The following is a 15,577-nucleotide window of genomic DNA, read 5'->3' as shown; positions in this document are numbered from 1 at the left end:
TATAGCAGATATTTTAGTTAAATATTTGAATTTCAATACCTTAAATATACTAATTTTTCTGCTTTTTTGTATCATAAATTTATTTATTCGTATCCCGAACTCACGTTAAATAGAACACGTGTTGTCATCATAATAATTTATTAAAGTTTGATTTTCACAATCTTATTGTCACGCAGCACTACTAGTTCACTTTTTTTATTTTTTTTAAATTCCAAAAGTTTTTCGTACGTTTTTTCAAGCCCTTTCAGTATTTTATTTCTTTCTTCTATCTGAATTTCAATTGTTGTCATAATAGTTTTTTAAAAGGTTAAATTTTTCGTGATTTATGATGTTCATTAAGCCATCAATTTGTTTGTCAGCTAAAAATTGATGTTGCCCTTCGGAATTATCAAAAATTAAAGCTCCATCAACAATAGGAAGATAAATATCGAATAGATTTTTAATTCCTCGGATATATCTTCTTGCAATAATTTCCGGTTCAATATTATGTCCGCCCTCAGAAACTCTTGTTATTACACGTTCTTTAGCTAACTCAATATTTTGAAGCCAAAAAAACAGTAAAGTTACTCTGTAACCTTTTGCCTTTGCTTCGATGATTTTACTTTTATAGCTTTTAGTGGATAATGTTGTTTCAAAAGCAAAGTTTTCATTTTCTGATAATAGCTCATTAATTCTATTAAGCATTATCCTTCCAGCTTCGAAAGAAACCTTTTCCGGCTGAAAAGGCGATAATCCTTTTGCAATCTCATCTGCATTTACAAATTCTTTACAGTCCAGAATTTCAGGCAAAATAGTGAACGAAGCTGTTGTTTTACCAGCACCGTGCAACCTGCTATAATGTAAAGCTTTTTGTTGTTCATTTTCGCAAGATTACATTTTTTTAGATAAACTTTTGTAGATGAAAATCTCTTTGACTAAGAATTCCCCTCCAATGGAGGGGGCGATTTGCCAAAGGCGAATTGACGGGGTGGTTATGTTGAATGAAGCAAGCCACCCTGTTAACTTAAACAAACATCAACTATAATTCTCAACAATAAAATTCTCGAGATCTTTCATTGCTAAAGAGAGATTGTGCTTTACATCCCAATCGGTAATTCTAAAAATTTTCAAACCCAGACTTTCCAGAAACTTTGTTCTTTCCAAATCATATTCCTGTTTGAAGTCGTGACTTGTCCCGTCAATCTCAACCACAAGTCCCAAAGTTTTTACATAAAAATCAACAATATAGTTACCGATGATTCTTTGTCTGTCAAAATCAATATGGTGAAAAGTTTTATTTCTAACTTGTTTCCAGAATAACACTTCTGACAGAATTCCTAATTTTCTTTTTTCTTTTGCTAAAGGCTTAAGTAGGGGATTGTAAGGCAGGTTTTCAACGGAGTTTCGATAGATAATAATGCCGTTTATGTGTGTTAAAATCTGTTTTTCTAACATTTATGTTTTTGTTTTGAACGAAGTTACGTTTTTTTCAAAATGGAACTGACCACCCCGTCTTAATTTTCTTTTGAAAATTAATCCACCCCTCCGGAGGAGGGGAATCTCCACACGTCTTTTTTTTGTTTAAAGATAAAATGGTGAGATTAACTTTGTCAGAAATAAGGTGCTGTTTTCGCACGGGTTCCCCTCCAATGGAGGGGTGGCGATTCGGCAAAGGCGAATTGACGGGGTGGTTGAGACAGCGTCAGCAACAATATTTTGTTTTTCAAATTTTGATTGGCTTACCAACTTAAATAATAGAACCTGCTGTGAGGCAGGTTTTTATCTTTATCTATGATAGTGCGGATTTATAATCCGTGCCTTAGCTTTTGTAAATGCTCACGGATTGCAAATCCGAAAGATCGGGTCATTTCGCTTTTTTTGTAAACTTAATTGCCACAGTCTTTAATTTGAAAAGTTGGAACAGTTTCTTTATTAAATAATTTTATACAAAGAATATTTTTTTCACTAACCCAATTATCGGATCCTGTATAAGTATATCTCTCATTATAAAAATCTATAAATTCTTGAAGTGTTCTTTTATTTTTCACTAAAATCAAACTTTGAGTACAAATATTTGATTGATTAAAGGTATATGTTACTCTGTAATCATTTCTCTCCAACATCAAAGATTTAATCTCATTATTGCCAATGTAAATGCTATTCATTGGTTTTATATTTTCATTTCTGTATTTATTAATAACTTCATTATATGTATAACCAACCATGGATTGTCCACAAAGAAAGTTATACGTTAGCAATATTATAAATGTGTAAAAATGCTTAATCATATCTGTTTTTTTATTCTCTTATCAAATCGTCTTTCAATATCCATCCAATACTTGTTTGCCCAGAAGAATTTATAAATTCTATATAAATGAAATATTTTGATTCTGCAATCGCATAAATTTCAGTATCATAAATTAAATAAGCTTTTCTAACATCTTTAATGTTAGGCGTATTGTGAAAATAAGTTTTATCAACTTTAACCTTAAAATATTTTGATTCACTACCTTTAATATTATTGTAAGTGCTTTCATTACTAGAGGAAGTTGTTAAATATCTACTATTAATAAAACCATCTATTGTAGAATAGCTATTTGTGCTGGGAACATACCGCCTTACTTGAACTTTATCCCAATATCCTACTTTTTCTAAGAATTTTACTTCGTCTGAAAAAGCAAGTTCCTCTACTATATTATCGGATACTTCGGGAGAGCTTCTTAAATTTACATTGGTTGTATTAACATACTTTTTTGTAGGATAATTAGTGCTACTAGAATTTGATTTTGCATAGTAGGCATTCGTTGAATTAGGAGAATTCGATGTTGTACTTTTCTTTTTACGATAATAACCATTTACATAAATTCCGTCAGTTCGATAATAACCATTTACCCATTCTTTATCATAATTAGATGAAGAAGAATTATTATAATAATTAGAAGTTGTTGGAGAAGAAGTTCTCGAAGAACTTGTAGTGTATTCTGTATTTGGGTTGTAATTACCCTTATAACTATAATTGTCCGTAATAGTTGAATTTGGTGGCGTTCTTACATGTGGCTGAACATAAGTGCCATTCTTCCTGTAATATCCTTTCACTGCAACTTGAGAATAATTATATATTGACAATAATATAACAAAGAGAGTAAATAGTTTTTTCATACCTTATTATTTAGTTTTCAAAGATATATATTATAATGAAATTACAGTTACGGCTTCCCTTAAAACGAAAAGAAATAAAAAATTTATTTACAAACCATCACCTGCATCCGCAAAACCTCACAACCACCCCTAAAACAAACCTCCCAACACCTCCGTTTGTTTAAAACAAAGTTATCTGTAACTTCCGTAGTCCTTCGGAAGTCTCCAACAAGTTGCGGGAAACCTTCGGAGGACTTCTTTAGTTTAAAACAACCTTGTTTGTAACTTCCAGAGCACTCTGTTGGTTTGAAACAAGACTGTTTGTAACCAAAGAAGTTTTTTTAAATCGCTATGATTAACCGCAAAGGTTTCGACAGGCTCAACCTGACACGTTATCATATAAAGGTAGTAGTAGGGTTGTCAGTCTTAACCTGTCGAAGATTTTTTTGAGAAATCAATAGGTAAAGAAATATGAAATAATATTCTAATTTTTATATATTTGAAATATCATTATTAATTAAAAAACGCAAACGTATGAAAATTACACTCACTAAGCTGAGCACCAAAGATCTTGCGACTTTAGCTCAGAGAATTATTTCCAACAGTCAGTCGGGCAAATATTCTGTTATTACCGATCATCCTCTTACCACAACTTTGCAAAACTCTTACACCGAATACGATAAGGTTTACACCAAACAAATCTACAGCGGAAAAGGAAAAGATGTTGCCACAGCAGATCATGAGAGGGATGTGGCTTATACCAATCTGAAAGCCTTTCTCAACGGTTATCGAAAGCTGTCTTCTGCACCCAATTATCAGTTGGCGGAGGATTTGTACGGCATCTTCAAAACTTTTGGACTGAATCTGGATCGTTTAAGTTATTCTTCACAAACCGCACAGATGAAAAAGCTGATCGAAGAACTGGAAACTCCGGAAAACACCCAGAAAATAACGGCTCTTTCCTTAAATACCGCTTTCGCAGATATGAAAGCCAAGCATGAAAATTTTGAACTACAGTTTGCAGATCAGGCAGAAGCCAATGCAGACCTCCGACAAATGACGAGTGCAAGTGCCATCCGCAAAGATCTTGAGAAAAACCTGAAAACGTACCTCGGTCTTTTAACGGCAATGAAAAACGTTCCCGGTTGGCAACTGCTCTACAGCGATACGAATGAGCTTGTGAAAGCAGCGAAGAATTCGGAAGTAAAGAAAGGTGAAAACCATCGTAAATAATGACTCAGCAGACCGCTGAGTTTTTTCATATTCCTGCCATTGATGTGTTTTGCTTTTATTTATTTGCTTTAAAGGTCACACCCAAAGAAAAGACCGGTTTTGTGAACTGACTTCCGGTAGAGAAATCTCCTTTTCCGAAAACGAACTGGTAACCTGCCCGTGACGTAAGGTAAAGTGAAACTTTCTCTTTGCTGATCGTGGTAAGTCTGTAGGAAAAATCAAATCCGCCCTGAATGTTATAGAATAAGTCGCGGTTGAGTCTTCTGGGAACTTTATATGGATTTGCGTTCCAGACACCGTCCAGATCATTATAAAAAATTTCGTTCGTTTTATCATCGGGATTGACGAGTGCCACAAGATACATTCCGGTAGAAAGATAAGTACTAAAAAAAAGCTTTTCGGTATTCGCAAAATCATTCTGAACCATAAAGTTGAGCGTGGTATGCTGAGACCGGGTTCTTTCTGCGGAAAAGCCGAAATTTTGAGGGTGTTTTTCCAGAGCAAAACTGACGGCACCACCCAAAGAAATTTTTTCATTAAGATAAGCTCTCGCATTGAATTGTGCGGCAGGCTGATAACTTCGGATTGCAGGCTGCATCTCGACACCTGCATAAACGGCTAATTGATCTGTTTGCGCAAAACAATATGTGCCTGCTGAAAGTATCAGAATATAGAATGTTTTTTTCATGATAGTGATGTTTTAGGTTGATCAAAAAGAGACAAAAAATGTTTCTGAAAACAATTGCATTCTTTATTTGTAAGACGCTAAAAATCCTGTCATGGTTGCCTGAATAAAGGGAAAAATGTAAAAGCTTTTAAGTGAATGTTCTTTTAGCTCAGTCCAATAAGAAAATTTCTCCTTCACTGGTGCGAACATCTTGCTTGTATTAAAAATCACAGCACAAGCCTGAAGCTTGCGTTAACAAAGTGTGATATTAAAAATATCAATCATCAAAAACATATTTGCAAACGGCCTGACTTCTCCGTTTGTTTAAAACAATCTTTTCTTGTTTTGATTCGTGGATCAATATATTTCATATATTTATGTAATACAATTATTATGAAAATAAAAATATCTAAACCTTGTAATGAGAACTGGGATGCAATGTCCCCTGAAGAAAACGGTAAATTTTGTGAAGTATGCTCTAAAATTGTTAGGGATTTTAGTGAAAGCTCAGATGAGAAAATTTATCATGATTTAAAATCATATAAAAATATCTGTGGAAGATTTACAGATCATCAATTACAAAGAAATATTGGATTTTCTGTCTTAAGTAAGATTGCTCTAGGGATTTTGATTTCAGGAAATACTACATTAGTAACTGCTCAGAGTTTAACAGGGGAGTCTGTTAAAAAAATTGATTTTAAAAAAGGCTTGAGTGGGTTCAGGGCAGTTAATGATACTATTGGAAGAACAATGTGGCTGGGAATGCCAAATCAGGAAGATATAGAATCTACCCAGCCTCTCATTTTTTTAGACAATATGAGGATTTCAGAATCCAAAATGATGAAACTCAAGCCTGAAACAATAAAAAGTGTGAATGTTCTTTCTAGTGAAGAAAGCCATAAAAAATATGGACAACGTGGAGCATATGGTGCTATTTTAATTGAATCAAAAAGAAAAAAATAAAGTGTTGTTTTTTAAAAAACAATTGAGATGAAAACCAGAAAATTAAAATCCCTTATGTTATTCTCAGGAGTGACGTTCGTATTTTTTTTTACAATTTATTTCAGTCATTTAAAAAGTTTGACATTACCTTTTCATGCCTACGGTCCGGGAGTGCATGACTTCAAAAAAAGTCTTACAGGAGGATATGTTCTACAACGTACGTCTTCCCACATCATTTTTGTTGCACCCGAAGATGGATGGAATTCAGAAATAGAAATTATTCCTTCAAAAGTCATTAGAATAAATAAATACAACGAGTTTATTATTGCGGAAAGGCAAGGACTCAAAAAGAGAAGTCCTAATGACTGTTTAGATTCTTACGAAATTCCTAATGAGAAAATACAAGATTATTGGATTTTAGATACAGATAAAAACTATGCATATAAAAATCTAAGTTTTAATGAATTCTGTAAAATGAAAAAACTATTGAAAATTCCTAATAATGTGCAATTGGTTGATATTTACGAATTTTAATTTTCTTATGTATGAAATTATTTACTGTAAAAAAAATTAAAAATTCACATCAGTTATTCGATGAGAAAAATATTTTGATAGGAGAGAAAATCGCTGGTTTTTGGAGTGGAATAAATGAGAAGCTGAAAATTGTAAATCAGTATTTAACTATTAAATATTCAGGTTTCTTATTTTATGATATAAAGTTTTTTGATACCGATGAGAAACTAGTAATTAAAATAGAATCATCCAAAAGCAGATTGTTTTATTATGGTCCAAACTCTACAGAAGTCTATCAATTCAGATCATACGGATTTTTCAGATCCTTTTTTACACTACACAGATTTGAAGATGACAAAGAAGTTATCAGATTTAAAAAAGAAAACCTTTTCTTAAAAATATATATCAGATGGACATTGATGATGATTTTAATAATTATCTAATTATTCTGGCTTTTATGCATCATAATATTCAAAACATTGAATCAGCTTAAATCATAAAAATGTTGAAATTGTATATAATAAGATGTTATTTAAATATCTCTGTGAATTCATCCAGATAAGAAAATTTCTCACTTACTGGTGCGAACATCCTGCTCGTATCAAAAAATCCCAGCACGAGCCTGAAGCTTGCGTTAACAAAGTGTGAAATTAAAAATATCCATCATCAAAAACATATTTGCAAACGTCCTGACTTCTACGTTTGTTTAGAACAATCTTTTTTATCTTCCGAAGAGATATTATGGAATTCTCGTGCAAGTTATATAGAAACTCCTGAGAACTTATTTGATTTAAAACAACAGTGTTTGTAAGTTCCGGATTGCTCCGCTGGTTTGATGCATTATTTGTAAACAAAAAAGGCCGGCAATTGCCAACCCTGTAATTTAAAAATTTTTATTCTATAACAAAATAACATTTTCAATTTTTGCCACTTCCTGATAAATAAACACTACCTGATCTGCGTCCAAAACGAACGCATTGATGTTGCAGGCAGTATATTTGCCGTTTTTACTCTCGCGGTTGCTCATGGTAAATTTGATGCCGTCGAAAACTTTATAGATTTCGGTAATCTTGGCTTCATCGGTCGGAATGATGAATTTAAACAGATAATCTTCCGGAAAATCATGATTGTTTTCCAGTTTTTCCTTTAAAGAATTATAAAAATCCTCAGGACTTGCGTGGTTATTTCCTTGTAATATTTCCATACTTAAAGATAGTAAAAATTATTTTTTCCCGAAAGGTCCGAGAAGCGTCGCGGAATTTTGCTTTTCGTGGTCTTCAATGATGTTAAAAAGTCCGTTCACAATCTGTTCGGAAGCCAGAATGCTCAGTCCGCCTGCGTTGACATTATTTGTATTTCCTCCTAAAAGGCTTCCCAATAAATTGCTTCCCGAAAGAGCGGTGTTGATTGTCTTTACAATGCCATATTTATTAAGTTCCTGCTCAACTCTTGGTGCAATAGCCTGGATAAGCTGTGCCTGGGTTTTTTCTTTTAAAATTAAGGTGGCAGTTCCTTTCTCACCCTGAATAATGCGGGTCACATCCTGTGCATTGAGACTATTGACAGCGTTCTCTAGAATAGGCTTGGATATTTGTACGGTATAGGCTGCCGCTTCGGCAATATATTCTCTTTGTTTGGCAACAAGGGAGGGTGCAATTTTTTCCAGAGTTGAGTTAATATTTCTTAGTTCGCCCGGTAACGCTTTGTCTACAAGATTATTCTGTAGGAAAGCCTCTTTATTTCCGTAGATATTGGCTCCTTTATTGATTCCGCCCAGCAGAACTCTTTTGATGACCGCTAAACCTAAATCTGTGGTAGCAAGCGTAGAACACGACTGAACACTTGTAGTAATTACTGCTGCTGTACTAAAAATGATAATTGCAGCAAAAATATATTTTTTCATAGTAGGGATTACTGTTGTTATTAAATAAAATAATAAGAGTTACTGTTGATTCCTTTTAAAACTCCAAAGGTAGTTACAATAAACTCTGCATCAAAAAACTTCAATAATGAGATTTTTTCAAGCCTAAATTTAAGACAAATTTAATGCCCTTTTTTGTTAAAAATTTCAAAAAAGGACTCTTGCTGTCATTTTTGGATCTTTTTATTGCTTCATTATGAAAAAATGAAAAAAAAGGTGATGCGAAATTGATAAAATTATCCATATAAATAAAAAAAGAATTAGTTAAAATTGTGGATAATTTAAAAATAAACTAATAAAACTAGCTTTATTAAAATTTTTTTAAGAAATATTAACAACTTTCATAAATTTTTCTATTTTTGAGATAATGTCTTATTTTGAACATAACAAACTGACGACATTAAAGAAAACAAGATAAAATTAAACTATATGAAACAAACTAATTTAAAGTATTCCTGTCTTATTGCCGTTCTCTACTTCGGAATGAACGTCAACGGACAGACTACTCCTCAGGACACAGTTTCTAGAGAGCAAGCTATTGAAGAAGTTGTAATGATTGGATATGGATCCAGAAAAGCTATTGACAATACTTCAGCAGTGAGTTCATTAAAAGCAGAAGAAGTATCCAAAACAAAAGTATTAAATGCATCACAGGCAATTCAGGGTAAAGTAGCAGGTGTACAGGTTACCGCTTCTGATTTACCGGGATCGACCCCAACAATCTTAATAAGAGGTTTGGGTACTGTTGAGGGAGGTAGAACCCCTTTGTACGTTGTAGATGGTTTATTTGCTGATAATATCAACAATATTAATACCAATGATATTCTGACTTATGATGTTCTAAAAGATGCATCAGCATTGGCGATCTATGGTAACCGAGGTGCAAATGGAGTTGTAATTATTACAACTAAGAGCGGAAGAGGAAGAGGAGTAACCGTAGAATATGATGGTTTTATAGGGGTTAGAAACCCTTTGAAAAAAGTTAAAATGGCGGGTAGTAACCTTTTTAGCTTGTATAACAACATAGCTTCAGGAACGACCAGATTTTCTCAGGATCAGCCTGTAAATACAGATTGGTTTGATACAATTACTAGAACAGGTATTTATAATCAGCATAATGTAAGTATTTCAGGTTCTTCAGATAAAGCAAAATATTTTTTAAGTTTAAATAACTATGACGAGAAAGCCATTTTAAAAGGAACTGACTATAATCGTGCAACAGTAAGAACAAATAACGAATTTAAAATTTCTAAAGGAATCACTTTGGCACAAAATCTAAGTGTTGCATTCTCTAATATTACTCCCAAACCATTAGGAGCGTTTACCTCAGCATACAAGCAATCTCCAATTGTGCCGGTTTATTTTGCTGATGGACAGTATGGAGTTTCTATTGTAGGAGCAAATGGTTTTGCTTCTCCAACAGGAGTTTCTCAGTTTAATAATGTAGGAAATCCATTGGCTCAATTAGAATTAAATAATGAGCGACAAAAATCTATGCAGATGCAGGGAGGGTTGAAGCTTGATATAGATTTGTTTGAAGGACTTAAATTTACATCACAATTTAGTGGAGAGTATTATAATTTTAAAAGTTATGCTTTTGACAATGGGGTGAGATTAATTGGTCAGGCTGCACCAGCTTATAAGAATCAGTTGACTAATGTAAAAGAGGATTACTACAACTGGCAATTAACAAATTACTTAACATATAATAAAACTTTCGCATCAATTCATAATATTGAAGCAACTGTCGGTACTGAAACTACTTTTAGATCAGGAGCAAACAGGTTAAGAATGGTTCGCCAAAACCTTTCTGCAAATAGTGATTATTGGAATCTTAATGGTATTGATTATGTGACTAACGCAAGTTTAGTTAATTTCAACAGTATAGATTTTAACGAAAACAGAACTCTATCTTATTTCGGAAGAGCACAATATAAGTTGATGAACCGATATTTATTGACTGCTACCATAAGAAGAGATGGATCTTCTCAGTTTACGGAAGGTCAGAAATGGGGAAATTTTCCATCATTCGGTGCTGGATGGGTAGTTTCTGAAGAAAGCTTTTTAAAAGATAACTCCGTAATAAATTTATTGAAATTCCGAGGAGGATGGGGGAGATTAGGTAATCAAAATGTACCTTTAAATACTCCTACTTTAGCTTCAGGTGCAGATTATAATTATTCATTTGGAGGGGTAAACAATGCAAATGGAACAACAAATAATCAACTATTGGATCCAAATCTTGGTTGGGAGATTACAGAAGAAACAAGTGGAGGGGTAGATTTTGCATTTTTTAATAGAAGATTGAGTGGATCTTTTGATTTATATAATAAAGTTACAACAAATATTATTTTAGGATCTTTACCTCCTTCTTCTTCAGGGATTGCAATTTCAGGATTTTCGCACCTTGGAAAAGTTTCAAACAAAGGTTATGAAATAAATTTAGGATGGCAGGATACAGCAGGGGAAAATTTCTCTTATTCATTTAATGCAAACTATTCAAATAATAAAAATACACTTGATGAAATTTTTTCAAGTGTTAACCCAATCTTAGGAGGTAGTTTAGGTAACGGTCAATGGACTAAATATTTTGGTGAACAAGCAGTAGGACAACCTTTAGGAAGCTTTTATTTGTGGGAAGCAAATGGTCTTGATGCAGACGGAAATATGACATATGTAGATACCAATGGTAATGGAAGAACAGGATCTCAGGACGCAGAAGATAGAAAATTCTTCGGATCCTATATTCCAAAATCTACACTCGGAATCAATGTTGATTTACGTTATAAAAATGTGGATTTAGCAATTAATGGTTTCGGAGCATTTGGTCATAAAGTCTATAATGGTAAGAAAGCACAAAGATTTTCAGGTGAAAATGTTGAGTATGATGTAGCGTCTCATTTTTGGTCTGCTTCTAACACAGCTGCGGCAAATCCTGCACCTTTCAATGCTGTTCCTATTGCGTCAACTTACTATTTAGAATCTGGAGACTTTTTCAGAATAAATAATATTACATTAGGATATAATTTTAATAAACCTGTAGAATATGTTTCTTCTCTAAGGTTTTATGTAAGTGCTATTAACCCTTTTATCTTTCAGAAATTTTCAGGATTTTCTCCTGAATTGAACGCGGATGGTAATCCATACAGACTTACAGGAGTTGAATTGGATGCTTATCCTACATTGCGTTCTTTTGTTTTTGGGGTAAATGTTAAATTTTAATACTAGAATCAATTATGAAAAAGAAAATAATATTTTTATCAGTCTTATCACTAGGTTTTTTGAATCAGAATTGTAGTGATGATTATTTAGATACAAGACCAACTGAGCAGATAGCTTTAGAAGATATCTTAAGCGAATATAATAACAATGCAGGAGCAGAAAGTTTTGTAACATCTATTTATGCAAAGTATCTTGATTGGAATATCAGTTCATTTGCATGGATTGGAATCAGCAGTATAACGAGTGACGATGCTGATAAAGGATCTTCTCCAGGAGATTCGGGAAGTGATAAGGATGTATTGGATGCGCTTACATTTTCATCTACATCACCATCTTTTCAAGATGTTTGGGAAGGACATTATCAGGCAATTAACAGGTCTAATCAGGCGTTAAGATATCTTCCTCTTTTAGATAAAGCTGATGCATCTTTGAGAAGCAGATTAGAAGGAGAGGCAAAATTCTTAAGAGCATTTTCTTACTTTATATTAGTCAGAAGTTATGGAGATATACCATTAGTAAATAAAGTATTTGAAAATACAGAAGAAGATCGTACAATGGTTTTCACAAGAAAATCAAAAGCAGAAATTTATGCTTTTATTGAAAGTGATTTGCAGGCTGCAATCGCAGTCTTACCTCAAAAGACAGCTTACACCGGTGATAATGTAGGAAGAGCATCTAAAGGTGCAGCACATGCATTACTGGCAAAAGTATCACTGTATCAGAAAAAATGGCAGCAGGTTATTGATCACTGTGATCAGGTAACAGGATATTCATTAACTCCTAATTTTCAGGATATTTATAAAGTTTCAGGAGAAAACAATGCAGAATCTATTTTTGAAATTCAAGGAAAAGGAGGTCCGGGTCAGCCGGGTATTCAGCAATATTCACAGGTCCAAGGTGCAAGAGGTGCCGGTGGATGGGGATGGGGTTTCAATACTCCTTCTCAAAGTCTTATGGATGCGTTTAATGCTGAAGGTGATACCGAAAGAAGAGATGCTACAATTATTGCAAAGCCTACAACGCTTTATGATGGAAGAGTAGTTCCTGCAACTGTAGAAAATAATTATTACAATTATAAAGCATATTCTTCTGCTTTTACTGGGGACGCTGATACTGATGCAAACATTCGATATTTGAGATATTCAGAGGTTTTGTTGATGAAGGCTGAAGCTTTGAATGAGCTTGGACAGACTGCAACAGCAGCAGGTTTTTTAAATCAAGTAAGAAACAGAGCTGGATTAGCAAATACAACTGCAGTGTCACAATTAGATATGAGAATGGCAATCTATAAAGAAAGAAGATTGGAATTGGCTATGGAACATGATAGATGGTTTGATTTAGTAAGAACTGGTCAGGCTCAGTCTGCAATGGCAGCAAATGGTAAAACATTTAAAGTGGGTACTCATGAGGTATTCCCAATTCCAAATAAGTTTATTCTTGAAGCGAAAGGTTTGGCTAGTCAAAACCCTGGTTACTAATAAAATATATAAAAAATGAAAACAAATAAATTAAAATACTTTGGTTCTCTGATAGCTGTTTGTGCTTTTCTATCAGGCTGTGAAGACAGTATTGATAAAGATAACCCAGCCGTACCTTATGTAGAGATTGGAGGTTATACAAATTCAGATGAGATTGCTTCAGGAAATCTTGTTGCGAAATTGAGTTTCGAAAATAATCTTACTGATTCTAAAAATAATATTACAGGTGCAGTTCCTACTAATGTTGCATTTGCTGCCGGAGTAAAAGGTAATGCCTACAATGGCTCAAATTCACAAATGAGATATGCTGTTGCCAATGCAACAAGTGCAATAACCAATCTTAATAATTTCACAATCAGTTTTTGGATGAAGAGTGCCAATACGGTTGATCCGGCAACACCCGGACAAGGTAAAGGGGCGCAAGGAATTTTTACGATAGTTAGACCTACAGAATTTTGGGGTGGTATCAATTTATTTATTGAAAATCCAGATTCTACAAAACCAGATAGGATCAGACTAAAATTGGGTGTTGAGAACAGCAGACCTGGAGTTTCTTGGAAAGGACAGGGTGTTATTATGAATATTGATAACCAGAAGAATAAATGGTTTCACGTAACAGTTTCTTACAATTCATCTACAAGTAAAGTTAGTTGTTTTATTAATGGAGAGCCGGCTGCAAATTTAACAGGTTTTGCTTACGCTCCCGCTACTGGTTTAGCAGGATCAGCACCTTGGTACGCAAGCGATCCAGGGGATATTAACAATTCTGCTGGTGCAGCACAAGGATATGGTCAGTTTGTGATGTCAGGTACTAATGGTAAAGTGGTTTTTGGATCCCATCAATTTGAAACAGTACCTCCGCAAAATAATGGTTCTCAACAAGACTGGGCAACTAGTTATGCCGGTCAGCTTGATGAGTTTAGAATTTATAATACGGCATTATCAAGTGGAGATGTTGTAGCTCTTTATAAATTAGAAAAGGATAACAGATAATATAGAGCCCTTAATTGGGCTCTTTTTTTAATACTTGCAATTATGAAAAAAATAATGACATCAATATTTTTAGGATTGGCTTTGTTTTCATGCTCTTCTGATGATAATCTTCCAAGTACAGGAACACCGATTGGCGGCGGTGGCGGGAATACTGAAACTCCTACCCAATACACCGACACCCAGCTCATCGAAATGGTGCAGAAAGATGCATTAAAATATTTTTGGGATTATGCGGAAAGTAACTCCAAACTGGCCAGAGAAAGATACCATACCGATAATCCGGGACAAGATGCTAACGTCGTTTCGGCAGGAGGATCTGGTTTTGGATTAATGACAATTCTGGTAGGTATCAAAAATGGCTATGTTACGAAGGCTGAAGCAGTTTCAAGATTATCAATTGCATTGAATTTTCTTCAGAATGCTGACCGTTTTCACGGCGCATGGCCTCATTGGATGAACGGAAATACGGGTCAGGTAATTCCATTTGGTCCAAAAGACAATGGTGGAGATTTAGTAGAAACAGCTTTCTTAACTCAGGGCTTAATCTGTGTAAGAGAATATTTCAAAAACTCTACAGATCCTTCGGAGATTGCATTATCACAAAAAGCCGACACACTTTTCAAAGGAATCGAATGGAGTTGGTATACGAAAGGTGAGAACACATTATATTGGCATTGGTCTCCAAATTATAATTTTGAAATGAATATGCAGTTGAAAGGTTTTGACGAAACTTTAATTACATATGTAATGGCAGCAGCTTCTCCGACTCATACAATTACCAAACCGGTTTATCAGCAAGGTTGGGCGAGAGGTGGTGCTATTGTCAATGGAACTTCCCAATATGGTCTCCCATTAGTAGTCAGTCATAATACAGCACCCGCAAATGTAGGTCCTATGTTTTGGTCACATTATTCATTTATGGGATTAGATCCTAGAGGATTATCGGATGAATATGTGAATTACGGTAATGCCACTACAAATCATGCGAAAATCATGTATCAGTATTGTGTTACCAATCCGAAAGGCTGGCTGGGTTACAATTCAAAAAGTTGGGGACTTACAGCAAGTTATTCCCGAAATCCTCTCACAGGAGGAGATGATTATGCTGCGCATCAGCCAAGCAATGATTTGGGAATCATTACTCCCACTGCGGCACTCTCAAATATGCCATATACACCAGTTGAAAGTATGAATATGCTCAGATTTCTTTACAATGAAAATTACAGTAAGTACATAGGAGTTGCAGGACCGTATGATGCATATTCAGTACATTATAATTGGGTAACGCCAAGATATTTAGCAATAGACCAGGGAACCATTGCACCTATGATAGAGAACCATAAAACTCAGTTTTTATGGCAATTATTTATGAATGCGCCGGATGTTAAACAAGGTTTAATCAAGCTTGGTTTTCATTCTACGCAATATGGATTTTAATAAAATCAAAATTTGCTTAGCTGAAGTTTAAAATCTTCAGTTAAGTTTTAACCA

The 15,577-nt window shown here is 34.2% G+C and carries 15 protein-coding genes and 1 pseudogene; 8 read left to right on the top strand and 8 right to left on the bottom strand.

All coding sequences use genetic code 11. The annotated features are described in order from the left end of the window. Nucleotides 1-140: 140 nt before the first annotated feature. From AC0NBN_RS16410 to AC0NBN_RS16390, 5 genes and pseudogenes are all read right to left on the bottom strand, one after another. The gene (locus AC0NBN_RS16410) at nucleotides 141-290 is read right to left on the bottom strand and encodes a hypothetical protein (protein ID WP_185147325.1); all 150 of its coding nucleotides are present in this window, start codon (nucleotides 288-290) and stop codon (nucleotides 141-143) included. Beyond that, nucleotides 277-860: pseudogene (locus tag AC0NBN_RS16405) on the bottom strand (ATPase). The gene AC0NBN_RS16410 and the pseudogene AC0NBN_RS16405 overlap by 14 nt, the downstream one beginning before the upstream one ends. A 154-nt stretch (nucleotides 861-1,014) precedes the next feature. Next, nucleotides 1,015-1,434: a DUF559 domain-containing protein gene (locus AC0NBN_RS16400; protein WP_160812961.1), complete on the bottom strand. Its 420-nt coding sequence runs from the start codon at nucleotides 1,432-1,434 to the stop codon at nucleotides 1,015-1,017. Nucleotides 1,435-1,865: 431 nt separating this feature from the next. Further along, the gene (locus AC0NBN_RS16395; protein WP_160812960.1) at nucleotides 1,866-2,267 is read right to left on the bottom strand and encodes a hypothetical protein; all 402 of its coding nucleotides are present in this window, start codon (nucleotides 2,265-2,267) and stop codon (nucleotides 1,866-1,868) included. 10 nt (nucleotides 2,268-2,277) lie between these two features. Then, on the bottom strand, nucleotides 2,278-3,138 hold the full coding sequence (locus AC0NBN_RS16390; RefSeq protein ID WP_160812959.1) for an SH3 domain-containing protein: 861 nt from the start codon (nucleotides 3,136-3,138) through the stop codon (nucleotides 2,278-2,280). Between the two features lie 513 nt (nucleotides 3,139-3,651). Between AC0NBN_RS16390 and AC0NBN_RS16385 the strand changes: the two genes are divergently transcribed. Continuing rightward, nucleotides 3,652-4,350 (top strand): DUF6261 family protein, encoded by a 699-nt coding sequence (locus tag AC0NBN_RS16385; protein ID WP_160812958.1) that lies wholly within the window; start codon nucleotides 3,652-3,654, stop codon nucleotides 4,348-4,350. Nucleotides 4,351-4,405: 55 nt separating this feature from the next. Here AC0NBN_RS16385 and AC0NBN_RS16380 read toward each other — a convergent pair whose 3' ends face one another. Further along, nucleotides 4,406-5,038, bottom strand: a complete 633-nt coding sequence (locus tag AC0NBN_RS16380) for a hypothetical protein (RefSeq protein WP_160812957.1) — start codon at nucleotides 5,036-5,038, stop codon at nucleotides 4,406-4,408. Nucleotides 5,039-5,410: 372 nt separating this feature from the next. Between AC0NBN_RS16380 and AC0NBN_RS16375 the strand changes: the two genes are divergently transcribed. From AC0NBN_RS16375 to AC0NBN_RS16365, 3 genes are all read left to right on the top strand, one after another. Continuing rightward, nucleotides 5,411-5,980 (top strand): hypothetical protein, encoded by a 570-nt coding sequence (locus AC0NBN_RS16375; protein WP_160812956.1) that lies wholly within the window; start codon nucleotides 5,411-5,413, stop codon nucleotides 5,978-5,980. Between the two features lie 117 nt (nucleotides 5,981-6,097). Then, nucleotides 6,098-6,493: a DUF3997 domain-containing protein gene (locus tag AC0NBN_RS16370; protein WP_160812955.1), complete on the top strand. Its 396-nt coding sequence runs from the start codon at nucleotides 6,098-6,100 to the stop codon at nucleotides 6,491-6,493. An 11-nt stretch (nucleotides 6,494-6,504) separates the two neighbouring features. Then, on the top strand, nucleotides 6,505-6,915 hold the full coding sequence (locus tag AC0NBN_RS16365) for a hypothetical protein (RefSeq protein ID WP_160812954.1): 411 nt from the start codon (nucleotides 6,505-6,507) through the stop codon (nucleotides 6,913-6,915). A 455-nt stretch (nucleotides 6,916-7,370) separates the two neighbouring features. On the opposite strand, the gene AC0NBN_RS16360 is transcribed toward AC0NBN_RS16365, so the two are convergent. Both AC0NBN_RS16360 and AC0NBN_RS16355 read right to left on the bottom strand, forming a co-directional pair. Then, complete coding sequence (locus AC0NBN_RS16360) at nucleotides 7,371-7,676, bottom strand: DUF493 family protein (protein ID WP_130913624.1); 306 nt, start codon at nucleotides 7,674-7,676, stop codon at nucleotides 7,371-7,373. A gap of 18 nt (nucleotides 7,677-7,694) precedes the next feature. Further along, on the bottom strand, nucleotides 7,695-8,375 hold the full coding sequence (locus AC0NBN_RS16355; RefSeq protein WP_089744255.1) for a DUF4197 family protein: 681 nt from the start codon (nucleotides 8,373-8,375) through the stop codon (nucleotides 7,695-7,697). 447 nt (nucleotides 8,376-8,822) lie between these two features. On the opposite strand from AC0NBN_RS16355, the gene AC0NBN_RS16350 reads away from it, so the two are divergent. From AC0NBN_RS16350 to AC0NBN_RS16335, 4 genes are read left to right on the top strand one after another with little or no spacing between them, the layout of a single operon-like run. Continuing rightward, nucleotides 8,823-11,615 carry a SusC/RagA family TonB-linked outer membrane protein gene (locus AC0NBN_RS16350; RefSeq protein WP_160812953.1) on the top strand — a complete coding sequence of 931 codons (2,793 nt, stop codon included), beginning with the start codon at nucleotides 8,823-8,825 and terminating at the stop codon, nucleotides 11,613-11,615. A 14-nt stretch (nucleotides 11,616-11,629) separates the two neighbouring features. Continuing rightward, nucleotides 11,630-13,093, top strand: coding sequence for a RagB/SusD family nutrient uptake outer membrane protein (locus AC0NBN_RS16345; protein WP_160812952.1), 1,464 nt, complete (start codon nucleotides 11,630-11,632; stop codon nucleotides 13,091-13,093). 15 nt (nucleotides 13,094-13,108) lie between these two features. Further along, nucleotides 13,109-14,086 (top strand): LamG-like jellyroll fold domain-containing protein, encoded by a 978-nt coding sequence (locus tag AC0NBN_RS16340; protein ID WP_160812951.1) that lies wholly within the window; start codon nucleotides 13,109-13,111, stop codon nucleotides 14,084-14,086. A 42-nt stretch (nucleotides 14,087-14,128) separates the two neighbouring features. Further along, a complete protein-coding gene (locus AC0NBN_RS16335) occupies nucleotides 14,129-15,523 on the top strand; it encodes a glucoamylase family protein (RefSeq protein WP_160812950.1) in 1,395 nt (464 codons plus the stop codon). The last annotated feature ends 54 nt before the right edge of the window (nucleotides 15,524-15,577 follow it).

This window comes from Chryseobacterium sp. L12, assembly GCF_056133985.1.
This window is presented reverse-complemented; position numbering and strand designations above follow the sequence as displayed.